20 protein-coding genes and 1 riboswitch are annotated in these 24,282 nt (G+C 62.3%); of the genes, 12 read left to right on the top strand and 8 right to left on the bottom strand.

Annotation, left to right across the window (positions count from 1 at the left end; genetic code table 11):
• Positions 1-110 precede the first annotated feature (110 nt).
• Together lptB and rpoN are read left to right on the top strand one after the other, a co-directional pair.
• Entirely contained in the window at positions 111-896 is a 786-nt protein-coding gene (lptB, locus tag ACZ5TH_RS14815) for an LPS export ABC transporter ATP-binding protein (protein WP_460988423.1), read from the top strand.
• Between the two features lie 51 nt (positions 897-947).
• On the top strand, positions 948-2,456 hold the full coding sequence (gene rpoN / locus ACZ5TH_RS14810; RefSeq protein ID WP_464795708.1) for an RNA polymerase factor sigma-54: 1,509 nt from the start codon (positions 948-950) through the stop codon (positions 2,454-2,456).
• A gap of 235 nt (positions 2,457-2,691) precedes the next feature.
• Here the strand turns inward: rpoN and ACZ5TH_RS14805 are convergent, their stop codons facing one another.
• Both ACZ5TH_RS14805 and mgtE read right to left on the bottom strand, forming a co-directional pair.
• Positions 2,692-3,090 carry a DUF1489 family protein gene (locus tag ACZ5TH_RS14805; RefSeq protein ID WP_464795707.1) on the bottom strand — a complete coding sequence of 133 codons (399 nt, stop codon included), beginning with the start codon at positions 3,088-3,090 and terminating at the stop codon, positions 2,692-2,694.
• A 40-nt stretch (positions 3,091-3,130) separates the two neighbouring features.
• The gene (gene mgtE / locus ACZ5TH_RS14800) at positions 3,131-4,564 is read right to left on the bottom strand and encodes a magnesium transporter (RefSeq protein WP_464773106.1); all 1,434 of its coding nucleotides are present in this window, start codon (positions 4,562-4,564) and stop codon (positions 3,131-3,133) included.
• Positions 4,565-4,721: 157 nt separating this feature from the next.
• Here mgtE and ACZ5TH_RS14795 point away from each other — a divergent pair, with 157 nt between their 5' ends.
• Positions 4,722-5,174: a peptidylprolyl isomerase gene (locus ACZ5TH_RS14795; RefSeq protein ID WP_449469813.1), complete on the top strand. Its 453-nt coding sequence runs from the start codon at positions 4,722-4,724 to the stop codon at positions 5,172-5,174.
• 43 nt (positions 5,175-5,217) lie between these two features.
• On the opposite strand, the gene ACZ5TH_RS14790 is transcribed toward ACZ5TH_RS14795, so the two are convergent.
• The 3 genes from ACZ5TH_RS14790 to ppc all read right to left on the bottom strand — a co-directional run bounded on the left by ACZ5TH_RS14790 (position 5,218) and on the right by ppc (position 9,398).
• Positions 5,218-5,874 (bottom strand): hypothetical protein, encoded by a 657-nt coding sequence (locus ACZ5TH_RS14790; RefSeq protein ID WP_464795706.1) that lies wholly within the window; start codon positions 5,872-5,874, stop codon positions 5,218-5,220.
• A complete protein-coding gene (locus tag ACZ5TH_RS14785; RefSeq protein ID WP_449469811.1) occupies positions 5,874-6,452 on the bottom strand; it encodes a hypothetical protein in 579 nt (192 codons plus the stop codon). Before ACZ5TH_RS14785 ends, ACZ5TH_RS14790 begins: the two co-directional genes overlap by 1 nt.
• A gap of 249 nt (positions 6,453-6,701) precedes the next feature.
• On the bottom strand, positions 6,702-9,398 hold the full coding sequence (gene ppc, locus ACZ5TH_RS14780) for a phosphoenolpyruvate carboxylase (RefSeq protein WP_464795705.1): 2,697 nt from the start codon (positions 9,396-9,398) through the stop codon (positions 6,702-6,704).
• Positions 9,399-9,623: 225 nt separating this feature from the next.
• On the opposite strand from ppc, the gene ACZ5TH_RS14775 reads away from it, so the two are divergent.
• Together ACZ5TH_RS14775 and ACZ5TH_RS14770 are read left to right on the top strand one after the other, a co-directional pair.
• Complete coding sequence (locus ACZ5TH_RS14775; protein ID WP_464795704.1) at positions 9,624-11,078, top strand: ATP-binding protein; 1,455 nt, start codon at positions 9,624-9,626, stop codon at positions 11,076-11,078.
• On the top strand, positions 11,075-11,536 hold the full coding sequence (locus ACZ5TH_RS14770) for a low molecular weight protein-tyrosine-phosphatase (protein ID WP_464795703.1): 462 nt from the start codon (positions 11,075-11,077) through the stop codon (positions 11,534-11,536). The genes ACZ5TH_RS14775 and ACZ5TH_RS14770 overlap by 4 nt, the downstream gene beginning before the upstream one ends.
• Positions 11,537-11,787: 251 nt before the next feature.
• Here ACZ5TH_RS14770 and ACZ5TH_RS14765 read toward each other — a convergent pair whose 3' ends face one another.
• On the bottom strand, positions 11,788-13,890 hold the full coding sequence (locus tag ACZ5TH_RS14765; RefSeq protein ID WP_464795702.1) for a malate synthase G: 2,103 nt from the start codon (positions 13,888-13,890) through the stop codon (positions 11,788-11,790).
• Positions 13,891-14,000: 110 nt separating this feature from the next.
• Here ACZ5TH_RS14765 and ACZ5TH_RS14760 point away from each other — a divergent pair, with 110 nt between their 5' ends.
• From ACZ5TH_RS14760 to ACZ5TH_RS14745, 4 genes are all read left to right on the top strand, one after another.
• Complete coding sequence (locus ACZ5TH_RS14760) at positions 14,001-14,894, top strand: LysR family transcriptional regulator (RefSeq protein WP_464795701.1); 894 nt, start codon at positions 14,001-14,003, stop codon at positions 14,892-14,894.
• Positions 14,895-15,078: 184 nt separating this feature from the next.
• The gene (locus tag ACZ5TH_RS14755; protein WP_449469801.1) at positions 15,079-15,258 is read left to right on the top strand and encodes a hypothetical protein; all 180 of its coding nucleotides are present in this window, start codon (positions 15,079-15,081) and stop codon (positions 15,256-15,258) included.
• 266 nt (positions 15,259-15,524) lie between these two features.
• Positions 15,525-15,766, top strand: a riboswitch (cobalamin riboswitch).
• Between the two features lie 240 nt (positions 15,767-16,006).
• Positions 16,007-17,965 carry a TonB-dependent receptor gene (locus tag ACZ5TH_RS14750; RefSeq protein WP_464795746.1) on the top strand — a complete coding sequence of 653 codons (1,959 nt, stop codon included), beginning with the start codon at positions 16,007-16,009 and terminating at the stop codon, positions 17,963-17,965.
• A 231-nt stretch (positions 17,966-18,196) separates the two neighbouring features.
• Positions 18,197-18,439, top strand: coding sequence for a hypothetical protein (locus ACZ5TH_RS14745; protein ID WP_449469799.1), 243 nt, complete (start codon positions 18,197-18,199; stop codon positions 18,437-18,439).
• Between the two features lie 38 nt (positions 18,440-18,477).
• Here the strand turns inward: ACZ5TH_RS14745 and ACZ5TH_RS14740 are convergent, their stop codons facing one another.
• Positions 18,478-18,930: a MaoC family dehydratase gene (locus ACZ5TH_RS14740; protein ID WP_464795700.1), complete on the bottom strand. Its 453-nt coding sequence runs from the start codon at positions 18,928-18,930 to the stop codon at positions 18,478-18,480.
• Between the two features lie 316 nt (positions 18,931-19,246).
• Here ACZ5TH_RS14740 and ACZ5TH_RS14735 point away from each other — a divergent pair, with 316 nt between their 5' ends.
• The 3 genes from ACZ5TH_RS14735 to ACZ5TH_RS14725 all read left to right on the top strand — a co-directional run bounded on the left by ACZ5TH_RS14735 (position 19,247) and on the right by ACZ5TH_RS14725 (position 23,676).
• Positions 19,247-19,996: a helix-turn-helix domain-containing protein gene (locus ACZ5TH_RS14735; protein WP_449469795.1), complete on the top strand. Its 750-nt coding sequence runs from the start codon at positions 19,247-19,249 to the stop codon at positions 19,994-19,996.
• A 294-nt stretch (positions 19,997-20,290) separates the two neighbouring features.
• Entirely contained in the window at positions 20,291-22,759 is a 2,469-nt protein-coding gene (locus ACZ5TH_RS14730; protein ID WP_464795699.1) for a TonB-dependent receptor, read from the top strand.
• Between the two features lie 26 nt (positions 22,760-22,785).
• Complete coding sequence (locus ACZ5TH_RS14725; RefSeq protein WP_460988434.1) at positions 22,786-23,676, top strand: hypothetical protein; 891 nt, start codon at positions 22,786-22,788, stop codon at positions 23,674-23,676.
• A gap of 43 nt (positions 23,677-23,719) precedes the next feature.
• Here ACZ5TH_RS14725 and ACZ5TH_RS14720 read toward each other — a convergent pair whose 3' ends face one another.
• Positions 23,720-24,250: a VOC family protein gene (locus ACZ5TH_RS14720; protein ID WP_464773114.1), complete on the bottom strand. Its 531-nt coding sequence runs from the start codon at positions 24,248-24,250 to the stop codon at positions 23,720-23,722.
• Between the last annotated feature and the right edge of the window lie 32 nt (positions 24,251-24,282).

Raw genomic sequence — 24,282 nt, 5'->3', positions numbered from 1 at the left:
CACCGATTTTCCCCTTGCCCCGAGCGCCATCCCATGCACAAAGCTTGCCAATTGCCTCGGCCGCGCGAGTATTTTACTTGACGCTAACCATGTCGCAGCAAGGGTGAGTAATGGACGACGTCGTGATTCAGGATAGACAAAGCGCCAGCAGGCGCATGTCCGCGCAGGAAGTGAGCGACGGACTGTCCGTCGTCTCCATCGCCAAAAGCTATGACAAGCGCGCCGTCCTGACCGATGTTTCGCTGACGGTCGGCAAGGGTGAGGTTGTCGGCCTGCTCGGCCCCAACGGCGCGGGCAAGACGACCTGCTTCTATTCCGTCATGGGTCTTGTGCGCCCCGATCATGGCCGCATCATCCTTGACGGTGAGGACATTACCGGCCTGCCCATGTACCGCCGCGCGATCCTGGGCCTTGGCTATCTGCCGCAGGAAACGTCCATCTTCCGCGGCCTCACGGTCGCCCAGAATATCAGCGCCGTGCTGGAACTGGCGGAGCCCGACAAATCCGCCCGCGACGCCCGCCTTGCGCAATTGCTCGACGAATTCGGCCTCACCCGGCTCGCCAACTCGTCCGCCATGGCGTTGTCCGGCGGTGAACGCCGCCGCTGCGAAATCGCGCGCGCCCTCGCTGCCAACCCGTCCATCGTCCTGCTCGACGAGCCTTTCGCGGGCATCGACCCCCTGTCCATCGCCGACATTCGCGACCTTGTGAAGCAGCTCAAGACGCGGGGCATCGGCGTCCTCATCACCGACCATAATGTGCGCGAGACGCTGGAAATCGTCGATCGCGCCTGCATCATCTATGGCGGGCAAGTGCTCTTCACAGGCAGCCCGACTGAACTCGTCGCCAATGCCGAAGTCCGCCGCCTCTATCTGGGCGAGAATTTCTCGCTCTGAGATGACTGGCCCCCGCCCTTCCCTTCAGCATGACGGCAAGGGCTCCGGCTGATGGCGCTCGGGCCTCGTCTCGACCTGCGGCAAAGCCAGTCGCTGGTAATGACGCCGCAGCTTCAGCAGGCGATCAAACTGCTGGCCCTCTCCAATCTCGAAATCGACGCTTTCGTCGCGGCTGAGCTTGAAAAAAACCCGTTGCTGGAGACGGGCGGCCTCATAGACAACGCGCCCGCCGCCGATGGCATAGACGCGCAGATCGACCTTCCTGCGCTTGCCCCCGAAACCGGCGGGATCGATGCCCTGATCGGTCAGGGCCACGCCGAATCCGATGCACCGCTCGACGTCGATTATGGCGCGGAAACCTTCATCGACGACGGCCCCTCCGATCGCGCCGTCAGCGCCGTGGGATCAGGCGGCCACGACATGCTTCAGGGCGGCGGCGAAGCGATCGACTTCGACAGCTTCGCCAATCCGGAAATCGGCCTTCAGGAACATCTGATGGACCAAGCGCGCAGCGCGCTCGATAGCATGGACCTGCTCATCGCCACGCAGTTGATCGGCCAGATTGATGAGGCAGGCTATCTGGAAGCCAACCTCCTCGAAACCGCCCATGCGCTGGGCGTCCCCCTCGCGCAGGCCGAACAGGTCCTCGGCGTCATCCACAGCTTCGATCCCACGGGCGTCGGCGCCCGCTCGCTCGCCGAATGCCTGACACTTCAGGCCAAGGAAGCGGATCGATACGACCCCTGCATGGCGAAGCTACTCGCCAACCTCGACCTGCTGGCCCGTGGCGCGCTGCCCCAACTGCGCCGCATCTGCGGCGTGGATGAGGAGGATATGGCCGACATGATCCGCGAACTGCGCGGCTATGATCCCAAGCCCGGCCTGCGCTATTCCACCGATCGCGCGGCGCCGGTGACCCCCGACATCTTCGTCAATCCCGCGCGCGATGGCTGGTCGATCGAAATCAACAGCGCGACCCTCCCCCGCCTGCTCATCAACCGCAGCTATTATGTGGAACTCTCGTCTGGCCCACAGAACCGAGCGTCAAAGGCGTGGCTCGCCGACTGTCTCGCCAGCGCGAACTGGCTGGTAAAGGCGCTCGACCAACGGCAGAAGACGATCATCAAGGTCGCGACCGAGATCGTCCGCTGTCAGGAGGACTTCTTCCGCAAGGGAGTCGCGCACTTAAAGCCCCTCACGCTCAAGATGGTGGCCGAAGCTATCGGCATGCACGAATCCACCGTCAGCCGCGTGACATCGAACAAATATCTGTCCTGCCCGCGCGGCGTCTATGAACTCAAATATTTCTTCACCAGCGGCATCTCGGCGGCCAGTGGAGACGGCGCGGTTTCAGCCGAAGCGGTGAAAAGCCACATCAAGGCCCTGATCGCTGCCGAAGCGCCCGACGCGATCCTGTCAGACGACACGCTGGTCGACCTGCTCCGCGCCAAAGGCATGGACCTCGCCAGAAGAACGGTCGCGAAATATCGGGAAGCGTTGGGGATTGGGTCTTCGGTGCAGAGACGGCGCCAGAAGGCGCTACAAGGCAAGGCGGCCTAAAAACCCATTTGCCCTCAAACCCGTCGAACAACCTGAGTGCCCAACAGCACCACCCCTCCTCCGTTCGCCCTGAGCCTGTCGAAGGGCTTTCCTCCCGCAAAATAGCCTCACCCCCCATACGGGCTGAGCCTGTCGAAGCCCATCACTTCCCTTCAAATGCTGGGCTTGAAGAAAAGTGAAGCCCTTCGACAAGCTCAGGGCGAACGGGCATTATATATTACGCATCCCGCTCACCCTAAACCAACCCCAACCGCGCCAACTCCCCCAGCATCGCAGGCGGCATAGCATCCAGATCATCCACCTCATCCGATCCCAGATCAGGCGGCGCATCCTTATCCTCCAGATAGCGCCACCCCTGATGCGCCCGCTTCGGCGCGCCCCGCACCGCGATCAGTCGCGGCTCCAGCCTGATCCAGAACCGCCCCTGCCCCGTTTCCTGAAACCCGATCAACGGACTGCGCCCCACCAGCCTGTGCTGATGTATCCAGTAAAGCGACCCGCCCTCCATCTCCGTCACCCGCTTGGGCAAATAGCGCGTCGTCAGCCGCGCCTCTTCGCCATGACTTTCCAGCCAGGCACGCAGCGTCGCAGGGCTTTCACTGCCAAAGGCGATCTTGGTGAGATGAAGCGGCATCAGCAGAAGATGGGCGCTGAACGCGAACGGTCAAGCCCCGTCACAAGCCCCAGATCGTGGCCAATCCCAGAAAGGAAAAGAAGCCCATCACATCGGTCATCGTCGTCACGAACACCGCCGAAGACACCGCCGGATCGATATCGAACCGGTCGAGCGTCACTGGCACCAATATGCCCGCCAACCCTGCGACCAGATTATTGATCAGCATCGCCATGGCAATGACAAGGCCAAGGTCATGATTGCCGTAGATCAGCCCCACCGCGACGCCGATCAATATCCCCAGCGCCGTGCCGTTGGCGCTCGCAATGCGAAACTCGCGCGCAATCTGCCGTATCGTGTTCGAACTGGTCAGCTGGTTTGTCGCCAACGCGCGCACGGCCACCGCCATGGTCTGCGTCCCCGCATTGCCGCCCATGCCGGACACGATCGGCATCAGCACCGCCAGCACCACATATTTCGAGATGGTGGCCTGAAACAGCCCGACTACCGAAGCCGCCAGCACCGCCGTGCCCAGATTCACCACCAGCCAGGACAGGCGCGTGCGCACCGTCTCCAATATCGGCTGGTTGATGTCGCCCTCGCCCGCACCCGACAGGCGCAGGATATCCTCGCCCGCTTCTTCGGAAATAATGTGGACGATATCATCGACCGTGATCATGCCGACCAGTCGCCCGCTCGCATCCACAACAGCGGCGGAAATCAGCGCATATTTCTGGAAGCGCAGCGCCACTTCTTCCTGATCCATATCGACCGGGATCAGCGTCTGCTCACGCTTCATAACGTCCGCCATCGCGATGGAACGCGGGCAGGTGAGTATCCAGCTCAACTGGCAGGTGCCGATCGGCTTATGCGCCTCGTCCACCACAAAGATTTCCCAGAAATCGGTGGTGAGGTCGCGATTGTCGCGCAGATAGTCGATCACCTGCCCGACCGTCATATGCTCGGGCACCGCGACCAAGTCGCGCTGCATCAGGCGGCCGGCGGATTCTTCCGGATAGGACAGCGCGTTTTCGATCGCGGCGCGATCTTCGGGCTCCATCGCATCGAGGACAGCCTGCTGATCGGCCTCCTCCATGTCCTCGATGATCGCGACCGCGTCGTCGGTGTCCAGTTCGGCGGCGAATTCGGCCACCTGCTTGGGCTCCAGCGCATCGAGCAGGTCGTCGCGGACATAGTCGTTAAGCTCGGACAGCACCTCCGCGCCCACTAGGTCGCCCAGCGCCGCCGCCACTTCCCCGCGCCGGTCGGAGGGGGTGAGTTCCAGAAGGTCGGCAATGTCGGCGGGGTGCAGCGGCGACACCAGTTCGCGCGCGCGATCGCGGTCCTCATCTTCCACCGCGTCCAGCACGGCGGAAACAAATGCAGGCTTCAGCCGGTCATCCTCGTCATGACGGGATTCAGGCTGTTCAACGATCTTGTCGTCAACAGGCAGGTCGTCGGGCCGGGGTTCGGCCATATCGGCTCGCTCGCTCATCGCGTCCCCTACTGTCCGGTTCCTGTAACATTCGGCTGCTTTTGCTCATGAATGAATTAAAAGCAATGCCCCAAAGATTGATTGAGGCGCTTCCATCCCCGCCCCAACGCTCTATATGGACCAACATTTCCCCACTCCCCCTCAAGAGGAGATTTCCATGGCCGACGAAACGCTCACCCTTACCCTCGACAGCGGCGGCGACGTCGTGATCAAGCTGCGTCCCGATCTGGCGCCCGGTCACGTCGAACGCATCTCTCAGCTGGCGAAGGAAGGCTTTTACGACGGCGTCGTCTTCCACCGCGTGATCCCCGGCTTCATGGCGCAGGGCGGCGATCCGACCGGCACCGGCATGGGCGGGTCGAAGCTCCCGGACATCAAGGCTGAATTCAGCCGCGAACCGCACGTCCGCGGCGTCTGTTCCATGGCCCGCTCGTCGAACCCGAACAGCGCGAACAGCCAGTTCTTCATCTGCTTCGACGACGCGACCTTCCTTGACGGTCAGTACACCGTATGGGGCGAAGTCACCTCCGGCATGGAACATGTCGACGCCCTTCCCAAGGGCGAACCGCCCCGCACTCCGGGCAAAATCCTGAAAGCTGCCGTTTCCTGATCAGGCGAAAGGGCGAGCGGAGCCATCTCCGCTCGCCCCGATATCATCGCGCCGCTGAAGCGTTGTTCCCGACCTCAGCCTCACCCTCAACCGGCGCAACATAAGCCCCGATCGTCTCGATATGCCACCGCCGGTCAGACTCGCTCGACCCCGGCACGTCATTGACGCGGCGCAGCGTCACCTGACGCAGCATGTACCAGGGCTTCCCATTGGCCGCGAGTCGCCCGTAAACCTGCACCGGCACCGTCACATAAAGCGACCCCGCCGCGCCCTCCATTTCACTGGGCGCCCCGACATGCGCATGGATTTCGCTGAAATTACGGAATCGCCGGGCAAAGGCTTCGTCATCCTCCGCGCCAACCGCGCCCTTCTCATTCCACAAATCCTGCGCGTCGTCGAAACGGCGTTCCTCCAGCAGGCCATAATAGCCCTGCACCACCTGTGCGGCGCCCTGCGGCCCCTTGGGATCGATCGACCCTTCCTCGATCGGCGCGGCGTCCGGCGGAAGGCCACCCGGCGTGCCCGGTTCAGGCGGCCTCAGCGGTTCCAGCGCCGCCTGCGCCTCGGCGCGGAAGCTGTTTTCCACCTGCGTCGCATTGGCGCCATTGGCGAGATTGTCGATCGCGCTTTCCTCCCGCCCGTCACAGGCGGCGAGCGAGAGGCATGCGATAAGCGTTACAGCGCCCCACCCAGCCCGCATCAGCGACGCAACGTCCCGCGCCAGTGATTCCCATCGGAACTGCCATTGCCGGAGTTGGAACCCGAACCTGAGCCTGTTCCCGACCCGGATCGGCCGCCGCCCCAGCTCCCGCGCGGACTACCCGCGCGCGGCTGGCTCTGAACTGGCGGAGGAGCAGCCGTGGCATCATTCCGGTCCCGCCCGCGCCAGCGCCCATCTCTCGCGGGGCGTCCATCGCGATAGAGTCGGCCATCTTCCGGCCGCGCCAAACTGCCGCGCCAATGATCGCCTTGCTGCCCGCGTCGGCCTTCCCAATAACGGCGCTGATCATCATTCCAGCGATGGCGGCGTCCGCCCCGGTCAAACACATAATAGCCGCTGCCGGGATAATAATAATCCCCGTACCAGCCATAGCCGGGACCGTAATAGCCCGAACCATAATAGCCGGGGCCATAATAATCGTCGTAATAGCCACCGCCGTAATAGCCTGATCCCACGCTCACGCCGCCATAATAGCCGTCATCATAGGCGCAGCCGCCCAGTGCCACCGCACCGGCAAGGCTAATCGCAGCCAGAAACTTCTGTCCGGACCACGTCATTGCCTTTCTCCTTTTCTCCAATACAGACAGGATAACGTCCGCAGGTTGAATTGGTTGTGAATGAAAGCCAGACTCTGCTCGTCGCGTGTCGGCATTCATGTTCATCCGACCTTCATCTCATTGGATAGATTAGCATTTCGGACAGCGGGCACGTATCGACGCGCCCCTCATTATCGGCTCGCGCCTCCCTTCAGGGGGAGGTCAGGGGTTCGGGGCGGCATGGACTGCAGCCGCCCCGAATTCCCCCGATCACCCACTGTTGCGCAGCGCCGTGGCGATCGCGTTGATCGACAGCTCGATCCCTTCCTTAATGCGCGGATCATCCTCCCCGCTGCGATGGCGCTTCATCAACTCCACCTGCAACAGGTTCAGCGGCTCGATATAGGGCAGCCGCAGCCGGATCGATTCATCCAGCTTGGGATTCTTCTCCAGCAACCGCGACTGCCCGCTCGCCGCCAGCAGCCCGTCATGCGTCAGCTGCCACCCCTCGCGAATTCGCTCGAATATCGCGCCGCCCGCCGCTTGATCCTCCACCAGTGGCAGATAATGGGCCGCGATGCCCAAGTCCGACTTCGCCAGCACCATCTCCAGATTGGCGAGCGCCGATTGCAGGAAGGACCAGCTCTGCGCCATGTCGGCCAGCAACGCCTTGTCCTTGAAAGTCTCGAAGGCCTGCCCCATGCCATACCAACCGGGCAGCATGACCCGCGCCTGTGCCCAGCTGAACACCCAGGGTATCGCGCGCAAATCCTCGATCCGCGTGCTCTTCGTCCGGCTGGCAGGCCGCGATCCGATCTTCAGCCCCGAAATCTCCTGAATTGGGGTAAGCTGCCGGAAGAACTCCTTGAACCCCTCCGTCCCATAAACCAGCTCGCGATAGGCCGCAAAAGCCGTCTTGGACAGCTCATCCATAGCCCCCGCAAAGCGCGCCGCATCCCGATCGGAAATCCCCTCCGGCTCCAGACTGGCGAGCAAAGTCGCGCTCGTCATCGCCTCCAAATTGGTCATCGCGACGTCGCGCGTGCCGAACTTCGCCGCGATCACCTCGCCCTGTTCGGTGATCCGGATGCGCCCCTGCACCGTGCCGCGCGGCTGCGCCTGGATCGCGGCAAATGACGACCCGCCGCCGCGCCCCACCGCGCCGCCCCGACCGTGGAACAACTGCATCCCTGTCCCCGCATCCTCGAACACCGGGGCCAGCGCCTTGCTCGCCTGATAAAGCGACCAGGTGGAGGTGATATAGCCGCCATCCTTGTTGCTGTCTGAATAGCCGATCATCACTTCCTGATGACCGCGCTCCCGCACCACGCCCGCGATCTCGGGCAGGCCGAAATAGGCCGCCATGATGTCCGGAGCAGCCTCAAGGTCGGCAATCGTCTCGAACAACGGCACCGCCATGATCGCCGCCATTGCCGGGCCGCCGTCCTTCCCCGCGCGCCACAATCCCGCTTCCTTCAGCAGCAGGTTCACTTCCAAAAGGTCCGAAACGCTCTCCGCCTTGGAAATGATGTAGTGGCTGATGCAGGCAGGTCCGTAAGTCTTGTGCGCCTCGGCCGCAGCCTGAACGATCGCCAGTTCGGAAGTCGCCTCCTCCGAATATTCCGAAAAGCGCGACCCCAGCGGCCGATTGCTCGCCAACTCCCCGCGCAGTAAAGCAACGCGCGACCCCTCATCCAGCGCAGCATAGTCCTCTGCCACGCCCGCGACCTTCAGCAACTCGGCAACGACGCGTTGATGCACATCGCTATTCTGCCGCATGTCCAGCGTCGCAAGGTGAAAACCAAACGTCTCCACCGCCCGGATCAACCGCCCGAGCGCCCCGCCGGTCGCCAAAGCGCCATCGCCTTCACTCGCCAGCCCCTGCGCCACCGTCACCAGATCGCGCCGCAAATCCCCCGGCAGCGCATAGGCCTCGCCCGTCAAGCGCGAAGGACGCGGCGGCTCCTTCCCTACCAACGCCCGATAGGTCGCCGCGAGCCGCGCATAAATGCCCGACAGCGCCCGGCGATAAGGCTCATCCCCCCGGCTCGGCGAGCTATCCCCGCTCGCCTCGGCCAGGTCCAGCACCGCCTGCGGCACATGCGCCAGCTCGGTAGAAAGCGACAACTCCGCCCCCAACGCATGCACCGCGTCCAGATAATAGGCCAGCGCCGCCTCGCACCCGCGCCCCAATGCCGACCGCAGCTGCGGCGCCTGCACGAACGGATTGCCGTCCCGGTCCCCGCCGATCCAGTTCCCCACCCGCAGGAAGCTGGGCGGCCGCCCCCCCAGCACCCGCTCCCACCGCGCATAAAGCGCAGGCAGCACCGGCAGGAACACATCCCGAAAATAGGTCAGGACATTATCGATCTCATCCTGCACGAAGAGCTTCTGCCGCCGCAGCGGTCGCGTCTGCCACAACAGAGCGATCTGTCGGGCGATCGCCTCGTCCAGATTTTCGCCATCCTCCGTCTCGCCACGCCCCGCATCCTTCAGCAGCATCAGGTCGGCGATACGGTTCTTATGATCAATCATGCTCTTGCGCCGCACCTCAGTCGGGTGGGCGGTCAGCACCGGCACGATCAGCGCATGGTCGAGCAGCGCCATCACGGCATCCCGCCCAATCCCATGCGATTCCAGCCGCTCGACCGCCGACTTCACATCGGCGTCCGGATCAGCCGCCACCCCCTGCCGGTCCTCGGCCAGATTGGCGAGCATCGAAAACAGCATGAACCCGCGCACGAACGACAATGTGTCGTCCAGGCTCAGCGCCTCCAGCCCGGTATCCACCACATCCGCACCATGAATGCCCCGCGCCCGGTCCACAGAGGCCGACCGGATATATTCCGTCTGCCGATAAAGCCGCTCGCCGCCATAAGCCCGGATCACATCGCCAAGCAGTCGGCCAAGATATCGAATGTCCGGATTTTGCGTGACCGGAGGAACAGGGGATGAAAGAGTCGCCATGATATCGATGCTGCGCCGCAACAACCTATGGGTCAAGGGAATCTGCGCTGTCGGGCCTCCTCCCCTCCTCCCGCGCACTTACCTCTCACCCGTTCGGGCTGAGCTTGTCGAAGCCCTACACTTCTCAAGAAGTAAAGCCCTTCGACAAGCTCAGGGCGAACGGAGGAGTGAGACATGCCCACACTACCCTTGCGCGAATCCCCTCGCCTGCGCCAAAGGAAGTCCGTGACCGCCACCATCAGCATAGGAACCGACGGCAACGGCAACCCCGTTCCGATCGACGTAGAGGAATTGCTCGCCACCCGCCTGCTCGTTCAGGGCAATTCGGGTTCCGGCAAGTCGCATCTCCTCCGCCGTCTGCTGGAAGAAAGCGCAGCCCTCGTCCAGCAGGTCGTCATCGACCCCGAAGGCGATTTCGTCACGCTCGCCGATGAATATGGCCACGTCGTCATCGACGCTGGCGATTATAACGAACGCGAGATCGTCAAGATGGCCGCGCGCATCCGCGAACATCGCGCCTCGGTCATCCTCAGCCTCGAAAGCCTGGAACTGGAAGCGCAGATGAAATGCGCCGCGACCTTCCTCTCCACCCTGTTCGACGCCCCCCGCGACCATTGGTATCCCGCCCTCGTGGTGGTGGACGAAGCCCAGATGTTCGCCCCCGTCGCCGCCGGTGACGTCTCCGACGAAGCCCGCCGCCTCTCGCTCGCCGCCATGACCAACCTCATGTGCCGTGGCCGAAAGCGCGGCCTCGCTGGCGTCATCGCCACCCAGCGCCTTGCCAAGCTCGCCAAGAATGTCGCGGCCGAAGCGTCCAACTTCCTCATGGGCCGCACGTTCCTCGACATCGACATGGCCCGCGCCGCCGACCTGCTTGGCATGGAGCGCCGCCAGGCCGAACAGATACGCGACCTCGAACGCGGCCGCTTCCTAGCGCTCGGCCCCGCCATTTGCCGCCGCCCCGTCGCGGTGAAGATCGGCACCGTAAAGACCAGCACCCGAGGCGGCACCCACAAGCTGATGCCGCCCCCCACCGCCGCGACCGAAAATATGCAGGAACTGCTCTTCGCCAGCACGGGCGAGGACGACGCGCTTCCCCCTCCTCCGCCCCGCGCCGAACCGCCGCCGCTCCCCGCCGAAGAATTGATGCGCGCCCTCGCCGCCGCGCCCCTCGCCAAGCCCGCCGCGCCCGAGCTCGACTTCGGCCAGAACGAACCCGTCGTTATCGCCGTCCTCGAAGAAATCGTCGCCGACCTCGGCGACGCCCAGCCCAGCGTCGCCAGCCTCTATCAGGATTTTGGCGTCCGCTGCCGCATGAAGGGCATGCGAACGCCCCCGCTCGACCTCGCCGCCTTCCGCAAGCGTTTCGCCATGGCGCAGGCAGGCATGTTCGACGCCGCCGACCCGCGCTGGGACGACGCGATGAAGGCCGCCCAGCCGCTGCCCGAAGACATGCTCGCCCCCTTCCTCCTCATCGCCCGCGCCGCGATGCAGGGCCTGCCTTGCCCGGACGACACAGCCCTCGCCCGCGCCTATGGCACCAGTTCGCCGGGCCGCGTCCGCCGCCTCATCGACTATATGGAAAAGATCGGCGTCATCGTCGCCCGCACCGACTTTGGCGGTCGCCGCTCGATCGGCGTGCCCCAGCTCGGCCTCTCAACAGCAGCGGCCGAAGGATGAGCGTCTCCGTCCTCTTCGTCTGCCTCGGCAATATCTGCCGCTCACCGCTGGCCGAAGCCGCCCTACGCGCCGAAGCCGAAAAGGCTGGCCTACCCATCAAGGTCGATTCAGCAGGAACCGGCGACTGGCACGTAGACTGTCCGCCCGACAGCCGCGCCCAGGCGGTAGCCCTACGCAACGGCATCGACATATCCACCTATCGCGGCCGTCAGGTCTCGGTCCAAGACTTCCACAGCTTCGACCACATCTTCGCCCTCGATGCGGAAAACCTCAAAAACCTCCGCAGCATCCGCCCGTCAAATGGCACCGCCGACCTCCGCCTCCTCATGGACCTGATCCCCGGCCGCGAAGGCAGCAGCGTCACCGACCCCTATTTCGGCGAGGACGAAGGCTTCGATGAGACATGGGAGGATGTCACAAGGGCAGCCCGCGCCCTGATCAAACACCTCCAAGGCTAATTTTCACGCGGAGACGCGGGGACGCGGAGACGCGGGGACGCGGAGACGCGGGGACGCGGAGGCAAACCGGCCCGCGCGGTGCATCCGTCAAAAACGTCGCATCCAACGCGAAGCCAGTAAGACGCAGCTGCTCCCGTCACACGCACCCTCTCCGCGTCTCCGCGTGAAATAATCTTCGCGCAGAGGCGCAGAGCAACACCAGCGCAAAACCCTCTGCGCCTCTGCGCGAAAACCAAAGCCCGAACAGCTGTTCAAGCAGGCATCTTCACCCGCGCCCGATAGGCGTGCAGCAGCGGCTCGGTATAACCATTAGGCTGCGCCACGCCCTCAAACACCAGCGCCCGCGCCGCCTGAAACGCCAGACTGCTCTCCTCCCGCCCACTCATCGGCTGGTACAGCGGATCGCCCGCATTCTGCGCATCGACCTTGGCCGCCATCCGCCGCAGCGCCGCGTCAACCTCGTCCGCCGAACACACCCCATGCAACAGCCAATTGGCGATATGCTGCGAAGAAATCCGCAACGTCGCCCGGTCCTCCATCAGCCCCACATCATGAATATCCGGCACCTTGGAACAGCCGACGCCCTGATCCACCCAGCGCACGACATAGCCCAATATCCCCTGCGCATTATTGTCCAGTTCGTCGCGCACATCCTGCGCCGACCAGTTCACCCCCGCCGCCAGCGGCAGCGTCAACAGCGCGTCCAGCCCAGCAACCAGCTCAGCCTTCCGCTCCGCCTGCCGCGCAAACACATCCACGCCGTGATAATGCGTCGCGTGCAAAGTCGCGGCAGTCGGCGAAGGCACCCAAGCCGTATTCGCCCCCGTCATCGGGTGCCCGACCTTCTGCTCGAGCATGTCCGCCATCCGATCGGGAGCCGCCCACATGCCCTTGCCGATCTGCGCCCTGCCCGACAGCCCGCAGGCAAGCCCGATCTGCACATTGCGATCTTCATAAGCCTTGATCCACGCCGCGCTCTTCATCTCGCCCTTGCGGATCATCGGCCCCGCGCGCATCGACGTATGGATTTCGTCCCCCGTGCGATCCAGAAAGCCGGTGTTGATGAACACGATCCGGTCCCGCACCGCATGGATACAGGCGGCGAGGTTTGCCGAAGTCCGCCGCTCCTCGTCCATCACGCCAACCTTCAGCTGATGCCGCTCCAGCCCCAGCAAATCCTCGATCGCGTCGAACAGCTCGTTGGTGAAGGCGACCTCTTCCGGCCCGTGCATCTTGGGCTTCACGATATAGATGCTGCCCGCCCGGCTATTGACGAAACGCCCGTTCCGCCGAATGTCGTGCAGGGCGATCAGGCTGGTAACGATCCCATCCAATATCCCTTCCGGCGCCTCGTTCCCATTGGACAGCCGCACCGCAGGCGTCGTCATCAAATGCCCGACATTGCGCACGAACAGCAAAGACCGTCCCGGCAAGGTCAACGCACTTCCATCCGGCGCGACATAGGAGCGGTCCCCATTCAACCGCCGCGTCATCATCGCGCCATTCTTCTCGAAACTGTCCTCCAGATCGCCCTTCATCAGGCCGAGCCAGTTGGCATAGGCCGCGACCTTGTCCGCAGCATCCACTGCCGCAACGGAATCCTCCAGATCGCAAATGGTGGACAGCGCCGATTCCAGCACAACGTCCGCCAGATGCGCCGGGTCATCCCGCCCGATCGGATGGCCTGCGTCGATCACCAGCTCAATATGCAGCCCATTGTTGCGAAGCAGGATGTTGTCGCCTGCCCGTCCGGCAAGTTGCGCAGGGTCGCGCAAGACCGGCGTGCCGCCCGCCCAATCCGCCCAACTTCCCTCCGTCAGAGGAACCGCCCGATCCAGGAACGCCTTGGCCCACCCAATCACCTGTGCGCCGCGCGCCGGATCATAGCCCTTGCCCGCCGCCGCGCCCGGAATGGCATCGGTCCCATAGAGCGCATCATAAAGGCTTCCCCACCGCGCATTGGCTGCATTCAATAAGAACCGTGCATTGAGGATAGGCACCACCAGCTGCGGCCCGGCCAATGTGGCAAGCTCCTCATCCACTTGGCTCGACCCGATGGAAAAAGGCGCAGGCTCCGGCACCAAATAGCCGATCTCGGTCAGGAAAGTCCGATAAGCGTCCCCGTCGACCGCCTGCCCCGCCCGCGCCTCATGCCACGCATCTACCTGCGCCTGAATGGCGTCACGCCTTTCCAGCAGAGCCGCATTAAGCGGCGCAAACCGCGCGAAAATCGCAGCCGCGCCCTTCCAAAACGCCTCCGCCGCGATCCCCGTCCCCGGCAGGACTTCTCCATCGATAAAGCGCGCCAGCTCGGCGGCAACCATCAGGCCCGATTTCTCGATCATGCCGTCCATGGGCAACTCTCCATCCAAAATACTGTGACGAAAGCCTATAGACCCCTCTCCATCCTCGCACTAGACAACAAGAACTCAAAGCATCTGTTCCTCACAGGAAAAGATCATCGATGGATCCCGATTATCTTCTCTTCGCCCGCGCGGTGGATGCAGGCAGCCTTTCGGCGGCAGGCCGCATATTGAACATCTCGCCCGCCATGATGTCGAAACGCATCTCCCGGCTGGAAGCGCGCCTCGGCGTCCGCCTCATCCATCGCACCACGCGCCGCCTTGCCCTGACGGAGGAAGGCGTCGGCCTGCACCGCGACCTTGTCGCCATCCTCGACGCCATCCAGCAGGCGGAGCAACGCGTCACCAGTCGGCATCGGAGCGCGTCCGGGCCGCTGCGCATTTCGGCTCCCACCTCCTTCGGCCGCCTGCATGTGGCGCCCCATGTTGGCCGCTTTCTGGACCTCCATCCGCGCGTCGATCTCGAACTCAACCTGTCCGACGCCTATGAAGACCTGCTCGCCGAGCGCATCGACGTGGCGATCCGTATCACCAGCGACATTCCTCTCCATCTGGAGGGACATCATCTCGCCACCAACCGCCGCATCCTCTGCGCCAGCCCCGCCTATCTTGCCGCGCATGGCATTCCGGACAAGATCGCCGACCTCCCCCGCCACCGCCTGCTCGCGGCCGATGGACAATTGCCATGGCGGCTGGTGAATGGCCGCGCGCGCAAGCTGATCGATGGCCAAAGCCATGTCCGCACCAACAGCAGCGAAATCGTGCGCGAACTCGCCCTTACCGGAGTCGGGATCGCCTTGCGCTCGCTCTGGGACGTGGGCGACCTGATCGCGGAAGGCAGCCTCGTCCGCGTCCTCGACAGTTGGGAAGGCCCCGCTGACCTCGCCGTTCACGCCGTCCACCCCCGCGCCGCAGGTCGTCCCGCCGCCGTAGACGCCTTCATCGGCTTCTTGCGCGACACCTTCCGCGATGCATCGTGGAACCGGGGCGGCTGATAGCAAGAAGCCCCTTAGCGCCATCCGCTCAACTGCTTGAAAAGCGCAGAAATCCCTTCCTGAAATCATTTGCAAGCAGGCTGTCAAAAAACAGAAGCTTTCCGGCGTTAACCTGCGTAATGGCAGCGGGAAACAGGCCGATGTTATCGTTCGAGCCATAAGAAATTGAGAGAGGATAAGGGCCATGCGCCCCAATGACGCATCACATTTTTCCGCCTGCGCCGCCCAGGAAGCGCGGCAAGCCAGGGAAGCCCGCCTTCGCGGCGCAGACCAGGCCACCATCGCCCTCCACAATGAACGCGCCGTCCGCTACCAAGCCATGGCCCTACGCCTCCAGCGCGAGCGCGGCGCGACGCTGAACTGATCCATCAACGCCAAGCGGCTACGCCAGCGTCCCACCACGTACCGTCATGCCAGCGAAAGCTGGCATCTCAGGCGACCACGCGCCTCCTAGCAAGGGGATCCCAGCTTCCGCTGGGATGACAAACGGAAAAATGAGGGACACGCCCATTCCCTCTCCCCAACCCTCTCCCCTGAAGGGGAGAGGGGGTAAGTTACCTCACCCAACCACCCCCCCTTGCCCTACCCCCACAGCTCCGCTATCGCCCCCGTCACCCGGGCAACCCCCGGACATGATCGCGCCGGTGCCTCGAAAGAGGCTTAAAAGGGAACATGGTGAAGGAGGCACCCGCCTCCCCAAGCCAAGGCTGTCCCTGCAACTGTAAGCGGCGAGCGCGATGCACATCGCCCCACCTCATAGGCGGGATGGGGCAAGTCACTGGGCCGGACGCTAAATCCTGCGAGGCCCGGGAAGGCCGTGCATCAAGCGATGACCCGCGAGCCAGGAGACCTGCCAGCGTCTGGTCGCTCTTGCCTTGGTCCAGGGGATGGCCGCGGCACGGTAGTTTCCGTCTGAGCGACGAACGAGCGGCGAGAGGCCGCTTCGGTGACGCTGGCGGTCGCCTTGGGGGCGTCCGGCCGTCGGCGCGCGCCGGTCGCCGTCCGGCGGCAGGTCTCTTGCCGAGTGTCGCCAGACGCCCGGAGTGCATGATTTGAAACTACCCAACCAACTCCGCCGCGCCGCCTGCGCGCTGACCGCCACTCTCCTTCCTTTGCCAGCCTTCGCCGCCGAAACGAACGACGCAGGCGAGGATGCGAACACCATCGTCGTCTTCGGCCGGGGCGAGGACAAGATAGGCACCGCCCATGCAGCCAGCGAGGGCAGCGTCGGCGGCGCGGACCTTCTCGTCCGCCCGCTGCTGCGCGTCGCCGAACTGCTCGAAGCGGTGCCAGGCATGGTCGCGGCCCAACATTCGGGCAGCGGCAAGGCCAATCAATATTTCCTGCGCGGCTTCAATCTGGACCATGGGTCGGACTTCACCACCTATATCGACGGGGTTCAGATGAACTTCCGCACCCAAGGCCACGGCCAGGGCTATCTCGACCTCAACGGACTCATCCCCGAAATCATCGCGCGGGAGGATTTTCGCAAAGGCCCCTATCGCGCCGATGGCGGTGACTTCGCGCTCGCGGGCGCGGCCTATATGACCACGATCGACGGCTATGACCGTCCATGGGTCGCGGCGGAGGGCGGCTCCTTCGGCTGGCGCAGGCTGGCGGCGGGCGGCACGGTAAAGGCGGGCGCAGGCAATCTCACCCTCGTCGCCCAGGCCAAGGCTTATGACGGCCCGTGGCAGGAGGCCGAACATCTGCGCCACTATGCAGGTTTCGCCAAATATACGCTTCCCGCCGGGGCCGGTAAGATCGACGGCACGCTCCACGCCTATCGCGCGACATGGCGTCCCACCGAGCAGATCCCCGAACGGATCATCGGCACCCCGCTCTGCCCCGATGTCTTCTGTTCGCCCGATCCGTCCGCGCGCGGCGAAACGGCGCGCATCATCGGCAATCTCGCCACTGTACAGCCGACATGGCGCGCCAATCTCTACGCGCAATTCTACGACTGGACGATGTTCTCCAATCCCACCTACACCGATCCCGACGGCACCAGCGCGCAGATCGAGCAGTTCGACCGCCGCTGGGTATTGGGCTTCACCGGCGAAAAGCGTTGGGACATAGCCCCGGCACTGCAACTGAAGCTCGGCACGGAAAATCGCTATGACGCGATCGGCAATGTCGGCGTCAATCGCACGTCGAACCGCGCTTTCCTCTCCTCGCTCGGCCGCTATCGCGTAAAGCAGGGGTCAGCCGCCCTTTATGGCGAAGCCACCGTCACGCCGCTGCCGGGCTTGCGCATCACTGGCGGCCTGCGCGGCGACTATTATCATTATGACGTCCGCGCCCGCGACGCCGTCGCCGCCGCGCTAGGCGAAGGCAGCGGATCGGACACGCTCGTCTCTCCCAAGGCGTCGGCCGCCTGGGCAATCACGCCGCATGTCGAACTTTATGCCAATTGGGGCCGGGGCTTTCATTCCAACGATGCGCGCGGCGCGGTCAATGTCGACACGCCTGTCCCGATGCTCGTGCGCGGCACGGGCAAGGAATTGGGCGGCCGCCTGCAACTACCCGGCTTCACCTTCACCGCGACCTATTGGTGGCTCAATGTCGGGAGCGAGTTGCGCTTCGTCGGCGACTCCAACGCGGTCGAACCCAGCGGAGCCAGCCGCCGCCACGGCTATGAGCTTGTCGCCTTCTGGCGCCCGCTCCCCTGGCTCGCCTTCGACGGCAATTACACCGCCAGCCACAGCCGCTATACCAATGGCGACCATATCCCCAACGCTTTCAAAAATGCCGCGTCCGCCGGGGCCGCCATCGTGCTCGATCCATGGGAAGCCAGCATCCGCGTCCGTCACCTTGGCCCCTCGCCGCTGATCGAGGACAATAGCGTGCGCGATTCCGGTAGCACGGTCGTCAACGCGCGCGCCGCCTGGAAGGGGAAGCGGGTGCAAGTCTATGCCGAACTGCTCAACATCCTTGGCAGCGGGGACAAGGACATCGCTTATTATTACGAGTCCTACCTTCCCACCACCGATGCGGAGCCTGTCGAAGGGAGGCTGAGCCGCGTGGTCGAACCGCGAACGGTGAGAGGCGGCGTCAAGTTCAGCTTCTGATGCTGGGGAAGGCCGCATCTAGAAAGAGCCTGCGGCCTTCCCAATCAATGGCTTACATAATGAACGGCGATGTTCATAAAGTAAAAGTGGATAGGGCAACGGTCAAACTACAATAGAATACATGTTAAATACCCGTGGAAATTTTGAGACGTAGTTGACGTCTTTTCGCCGCTATGCAATTTTCCCCCTCGGCAATCTGGACAAAGAATCAGTAGCCTGGAGAGGATGCCAATGAAGCACGCACCATTAAGGGGCGCCGTTTTTCACGCGATATTGCGTGACTGCCTGGAAGCACAGCGCGCCCCCAAGGAAACAGAAATACAACTGATCGCCTGCAAGATATGGCAGGACAGTTTCGCGGCGATCACGCACAAGAACTGGCACGACCTCGTACCGGGCGGCGAGGAGTATGAATACACCATCAACGCCGCGCGCATGGCCTTCGGCCTGCACGCGACCAACACCGCCGCCTAAATGGATAGCCCAATCCGCTTACGCCGACGATTGCCGGATCAAAGCTGGAACTGGGTTATCCATTCGCAGATGAGCGCGGGCTTGCTCTCGCCTTCTATCTCTACCGTTGCTTCGGTGGTCAGCTGAATCTGCCCCGGCCGCTTTTCGACGATCTCCAGCGGCTTGAACCTTCCGCGCACACGTTTGCCGGATCGTACGGGCGCCAGAAAACGCAGCTTGTTGCTGCCATAATTGATCTCCGTGGCGCCGTCGGGAACGATGTCGCCTCGCGCGTCGGCGCACAGGTGCGGCAGGAGTGAAAGCGTCAGGAAACCATGAGCGATCGTCCCGCCAAAGGGCGACTGCTTCGCGCGCTCCGGATCGACATGGATATATTGATGATCCTTGGTCGCTTCGGCGAACTGGTCAATCATCTCCTGACTGACCAGGAACCAGTCCGACACGTCTTCCTCGTCCGCTCGCGCCTGAAGATCATCGAGAAACTGGCTCATTCCATTCACCCCCACGCTGCTCCAAGAGCAAAACTATGCACAAGCATGCGCGAATGCGATAGGAAAATACTCCAGTGGTGATGAGGATCAGTTGGACCTTGTCAGCGGCGTCGAGTTACTTACCCTTCCCAAAAGAATAAGCTGGAGAGGCCATGACTGGAGAAGACAAGAAGCTTCGGCTGCACGAAAGCCGTGCAGCCGAAGAGTCGAGGGATGGATATCGATCGCGGAACCATCCACGATCAAACATCGCGGAATATGATCTAGCGCCGTGGTCGGCCCACATCATCCTTGCAGCGTGGGAAGGGATCATCTGATGAGCCCCTCTCATCCGTCCAACGACCCTTTCGGAATGGAACATGAGCTGCTGCTGGCGGCGCTCCGACGGCGGCTACGAGCAGCGGGCCTGACCCAGGCCGACGTCTCGAAAAAGCTTGGCGTGGGCACCGCCACCGTCAAACGATGGCTGCATGGCCGTGGGCTGGGCCTGCGCACCTTGTCGCAACTGTGCGCACTCGCCGACACCACGCTCACCGAAATCGCCGAAGAGGCCGCCGTGCGCGATCGGTCATCCGACAAGCTGACGCTGGCGCAGGAAAAGGCGCTGACCACAAGCCCCGAACTATCCACCATTTTCTTCATCATCGTCACGGGTTGGCCGGTGTCCGAAGCCGAGGAAGGCTTTGGCATACCGCCCGAACATATCGCGCAACATGTCGAACGGCTGGAAAGGTTGGCGCTGATCGATCGCCTGCCGGGAGGACGTCTACGTGCGCGGCTGGACCCGGCCCATGTGTGGCAACGCGAGCCCATGCGCAGGCATTTCGAACAGCATATGAAGCATCTGTTTTTCAATCTGAACTATGGCGACCCAGATACGATCTTCGGCGTGGAAACGGTCAAGCTGTCGCCCGTGGGCGTCGCGCGTGTCGCGGAAAGGATCGAGCGTTTCAGAGCCGAACTGCGGGAAATCGCGCAGGCGGATCGTCGCACCTCGGCGCTGCCGGGGGAATGGCACGCTGTTCTGGCGGTTGCATGTCCGGTGGCGCCGCTGAAACCTCGCTGATTGTGGATGACCCTTGACGAAGGGATCATTTCAAGACACGCTGCATGCAAACAAGATAGCTCGGCCGAAGAGCTGATCGGTGGCCGAAGCTGTCAGGAGAGGATGCGGAAAGGGCTCGCGGCCATGCGCCGCGGATCAGGCTGCATCATGAACAATATAATGGCGGAACACCGCCAAACGTCCGCTTTCGGATGCGTGCACGCGTGTTCGGTCCCGGATGGTGGACCGAGCTTCTAAACGGAGCACGGCCCGTATCGAGGGATGGCATCGCCCGACGAAAGGAAGGGGATTGCCATGCGTTCATCTATTGCCGTTGCGTTAGCGGGCATATCATCGTTCGCCACGACAGCGGCTCTGGCGCAGACTGCCGACCCGGCCTCACAGGCTGCGGTTCAGGGGCAGCTGGCCGACATCATAGTGACGGCGCAGCGGCGCGAGGAAAGCCTGCAAAAGGTGCCCGTCGCCGTTACCGCCATCGGCGCAGACCAGCTTGACCAGTTGCGCGTCACCAATGTGCGCAACCTCGCTGGCCTGGCGCCCAGCCTTCAGATCAATACGCAGGGCCTGCAATCCAATCCCACGATCATCATTCGCGGCGTGGCTTCCGGCACGTCCAACAATGCGGTCGATCCAAAAGTCGGCATCTATCTGGACGGCGTCTATATCGGCCGCACCGTCGGCTCGATCTTCGACCTGTCCGACATCCAGCGTGTAGAAGTGCTGCGCGGCCCGCAGGGAACGCTGTTCGGCCGTAACGCGACAAGCGGCGCGATCAGCCTTGTGACGGCTGCTCCAACGGGCGAGTTCGGCGTTCGCGGTACGGTATCCTATGGCAATTACGACGCGTTCCGGACGAAGGTCTCCGTCGACCTGCCCGCCTTTGGCCCCTTGTCGGTCAAGCTGTCCTATCTGCATGACGAGATTGAGGGTGATTATCGCAACCTGCTGGGCGGCCGCACCATAGATCTGCGTCAGCGCGACCCGTCATTCGGCGTGCAACGCATCGCCGACCGGCTGGGCGAACGCAATGTCGATGGTGTCGGCGTCGCGGCAAGACTGGATCTGGGCGATCTGACCGCCGACTATCGCTTCGACTATACCGATGCGCGTTCGACCGGCCGGGCGATACAGAGCTATGGCGTCATCCCGGATGCATCAGGCCAGTTGTTGGCGCCGATTATCGCCTTCCAGCCGCTATTCGGCGGCATCACCAATATTTCGACTGATCGCCTGACGTCAGTCGCCAATGCGACCAGTCCCGAACATGTAGTGACGCAAGGGCATAGCCTCACCTTCACCTATCCTGTGAGCGATGAGATTACGCTCAAGAGCATCACTGCCTATCGCAAGTTCCGGCAAGACCCGAACATCTATGACCTTGGCGCTACCGGAGGCCTGCGATTTACGACCCTCCAATTGCAGGCATTGCTGGCACAAAATATTCCGGCCGTGCTCGACCCCAACAATGCGCCTCAGCCCAACGATTCCTTCTTTTCCCTGCTGACGTCGCGATCGACCAGTCAGAAGCAGTTCACCCAGGAATTTCAGGTCCAGGTCACATCCGAAGCCTTCGACCTGACCGCGGGCCTGTTCTACTTTCATGAAAATACCCCGGCGACAGACATATTGGGAATCTTCCAACCCGTGGCGAACGGCGTCGTCGTGGATACATCCACCGTGGGCGTCATTCCCAACGTACCGGTTGGACCAGTTGCCGCCGACATCAACGGCGACGGCGTCATCGATGCGGCCGACTTCAACCCATCGCTCGACAGCATATTCGGCAGCGGACTGACGCGGACGCGCGCCATCAATGACAGCTACGCAGCCTATGGGCAGCTCACCTATCATCTGACTGATACGATCGATTTGACGGGCGGCATTCGCTACACGATCGACAAGCGGGAAAACCGGATCTTCGCAGTATCCGGCGGGCAGGGCGGCCAGTTGGGCGTCGGCGACTACAAGGTCGATTACAAAAAGGTCACCTGGGCGGCGATCGTCACCTGGCGGCCGACCAATCAGGTGACCGCCTATGGCAAAGTGTCCACCGGCTATGTGGCTGGCGGCATATTGAGCGGCATCCCCTATAAACCCGAAACGTTGACAGCCTATGAGCTCGGCCTGAAGACGCAAAGCTGGGGCAACCGGCTGCGGACCAATATCGCTTTGTTCTACAGCGATTATAAGGATCTTCAGACCCAGAACTTCATCAATGGCCGCCAATTCTTTGACAATGCAGGCAAGGCGAGCATCAAGGGTTTTGAACTTGAGGCGGATCTGGTGCCGGTGCGCTGGCTAACATTGAGCGGCAATCTGAGCTATACTGACCTTGATTATAAGAGCTTCATCCTGAACGGGGTCGAAGTTGCCGACATTGCCCGCACCACCTTTGCCTCCAAATGGCAGGGCCGCGCCTCGGTCCAATATGACAGCCCTGACATGAACATGGGCGGCCATATCTCGGCACGGGTGGACGGTCGTTATCGCAGCCGCGCGCCGCTGGTCTCGACGCCCTTCTTCGACCTTGCGGGCAATAGCGCGGACCTGAACCGATATGCCTACACCAAGGCATATTGGCTGGTTGATGGCAGGATCGGCTGGGTGGACATGCCCTTGGGCGGGACAAAGGCGTCTCTGTCGCTGTTCGGCCAAAACCTGTTCAACGAACATTATAATCCATTCGGATCGCCCGTGCTGCAACTGATAGCCAGCTACGAACGCGGGCGGACCTATGGTGTCGAACTTGGGGTGAGTTTCTAAAAGACAGAATGAAGAGGAGAGACATGATGGAAAACGAGATTGCGGCGCGCGTAAGCAGCGCGGATTTTGAATATTATAATGGATCGGGGCCGGGCTTCACGACCGAAAGCTCCGTCTTGATCAGTTCTTCGCCCTATCTCAACCACCCGCAACTGCGCGCGCTGATCGCTCAGGAGATGCTGCGGCGGAATGGGGCTGAACTGCCTAACACCGCCTATATTCCCGATGTCGTTAAGATATTGATGGAACTGGAAAACTGGCCCCGTATCTTCCAGCTGTTCGAGGAAGAAAAGGCGCGGCTTCCTGAATTCAAGACATGGTTGGACGGCAAAAAAGTCTCGCTGTTCAAGAATGAGGAATTGGCCGGTGCTGAACCCGGCACGCTACGTGCCGTGATCTACGATTTCGTGGTCAATAGCGGCTATAATATGGACCATTTCTTCCAGGGGATGGAGATAGAGACCGATTTCGACTTCTACATGAAGGAGCGGACCCATACCCATGACATCGAACATATGATCACGGGTTTTGAAACCAATCATGCCGGTGAAATAGCGCTGCTGGCAGCGAACATGCGAGCGCTTTATAAATATTTCACGCCCGAACTCGCATCCTTCTTCAACCGCGTCAGTTCCTATCTGCGCGCCAAGACGATGATGAAGAGCGGGCTTTTCTATCCTGAATCAGTGAAGATAGAGCTGGACGCTGAAGACATTGGCGCAGCACAAGGGCGTAATTGGAAGCATCCCCTCTTCCTCATACCTTATCGCGATTATCTCGACTGGCAGGTGACAGATATTCGCGAGGAATTTGGCATCACTAATCCGCCAAAGCCCGGTGAATGGGCATGGACCACCGCAATCAGCGAAGACCCGAGGCCAAGCCATCAGGGCATGCCCTCCATGGCGGCGGAGTAAGATCAGGATTGGCGCTGCCCCTCTGATGAGGGGCAGCCGCCTACTACATTGCCGCGAAGTCGATCACCGTTACAGCATCGCTGCCGTCCCAGTCGCGGGCCGCCACGATCCCCGCTTCGCACATGCCGCGCATATCGGGGCCGCAGATAAACTCGAACAATTGGCCAGGCTCGCCGGGGACGCGCAAATAGGCGACGCGCGTGGCAGGGTTATGCGCCGTGAAAAGCACTTCCATGCCTCCCGCCACCGCCATTTCAACGGCAGCGTCCAGATCATCGACTATGCGGGCGATGTGGTGAAGGCCCAGCAAGCGCGACCCATCATCAGCCCGATAGGGTGACGGGGCGTCGTTCGTGGCCTCGATCAACTCAATTTGCACGCCATCCTGATAGGATAATCCGACGTGCATGGTGACGCGCGTCGGTTCGCCACGATATTGGCCATCCAGCGCGACATTGCGGAATACGGTCCATGGACCCACGCCCGAATGACTGATCCAGCGATTTATGCTGGCATCGAGATCGTCCACCAATATCCCGATCTGGTCGATCGCACCGAATTTTGCCAAATTCATATTCCCATTTGCAAGGACAGGGTGCGAACGGC

It is taken from the genome of Sphingobium sp. TomTYG73 (assembly GCF_055394245.1).
This window is presented reverse-complemented; position numbering and strand designations above follow the sequence as displayed.

Bases quoted from the DNA above. Each gene is read 5' to 3' on its own strand.
- ACZ5TH_RS14720 (WP_464773114.1), bottom strand. From the start codon at position 24,250: ATGAATTTGGCAAAATTCGGTGCGATCGACCAGATCGGGATATTGGTG.
- ACZ5TH_RS14790 (WP_464795706.1), bottom strand. From the start codon at position 5,874: ATGCGGGCTGGGTGGGGCGCTGTAACGCTTATCGCATGCCTCTCGCTC.
- lptB (WP_460988423.1), top strand. From the start codon at position 111: ATGGACGACGTCGTGATTCAGGATAGACAAAGCGCCAGCAGGCGCATG.
- ACZ5TH_RS14795 (WP_449469813.1), top strand. From the start codon at position 4,722: ATGGCCGACGAAACGCTCACCCTTACCCTCGACAGCGGCGGCGACGTC.
- mgtE (WP_464773106.1), bottom strand. From the start codon at position 4,564: ATGAGCGAGCGAGCCGATATGGCCGAACCCCGGCCCGACGACCTGCCT.
- ACZ5TH_RS14745 (WP_449469799.1), top strand. From the start codon at position 18,197: ATGAAGCACGCACCATTAAGGGGCGCCGTTTTTCACGCGATATTGCGT.
- ACZ5TH_RS14770 (WP_464795703.1), top strand. From the start codon at position 11,075: ATGAGCGTCTCCGTCCTCTTCGTCTGCCTCGGCAATATCTGCCGCTCA.
- ACZ5TH_RS14785 (WP_449469811.1), bottom strand. From the start codon at position 6,452: ATGACGTGGTCCGGACAGAAGTTTCTGGCTGCGATTAGCCTTGCCGGT.
- ppc (WP_464795705.1), bottom strand. From the start codon at position 9,398: ATGGCGACTCTTTCATCCCCTGTTCCTCCGGTCACGCAAAATCCGGAC.
- ACZ5TH_RS14740 (WP_464795700.1), bottom strand. From the start codon at position 18,930: ATGAGCCAGTTTCTCGATGATCTTCAGGCGCGAGCGGACGAGGAAGAC.
- rpoN (WP_464795708.1), top strand. From the start codon at position 948: ATGGCGCTCGGGCCTCGTCTCGACCTGCGGCAAAGCCAGTCGCTGGTA.
- ACZ5TH_RS14765 (WP_464795702.1), bottom strand. From the start codon at position 13,890: ATGGACGGCATGATCGAGAAATCGGGCCTGATGGTTGCCGCCGAGCTG.
- ACZ5TH_RS14725 (WP_460988434.1), top strand. From the start codon at position 22,786: ATGGAAAACGAGATTGCGGCGCGCGTAAGCAGCGCGGATTTTGAATAT.
- ACZ5TH_RS14760 (WP_464795701.1), top strand. From the start codon at position 14,001: ATGGATCCCGATTATCTTCTCTTCGCCCGCGCGGTGGATGCAGGCAGC.
- ACZ5TH_RS14735 (WP_449469795.1), top strand. From the start codon at position 19,247: ATGAGCCCCTCTCATCCGTCCAACGACCCTTTCGGAATGGAACATGAG.
- ACZ5TH_RS14805 (WP_464795707.1), bottom strand. From the start codon at position 3,090: ATGCCGCTTCATCTCACCAAGATCGCCTTTGGCAGTGAAAGCCCTGCG.
- ACZ5TH_RS14755 (WP_449469801.1), top strand. From the start codon at position 15,079: ATGCGCCCCAATGACGCATCACATTTTTCCGCCTGCGCCGCCCAGGAA.
- ACZ5TH_RS14730 (WP_464795699.1), top strand. From the start codon at position 20,291: ATGCGTTCATCTATTGCCGTTGCGTTAGCGGGCATATCATCGTTCGCC.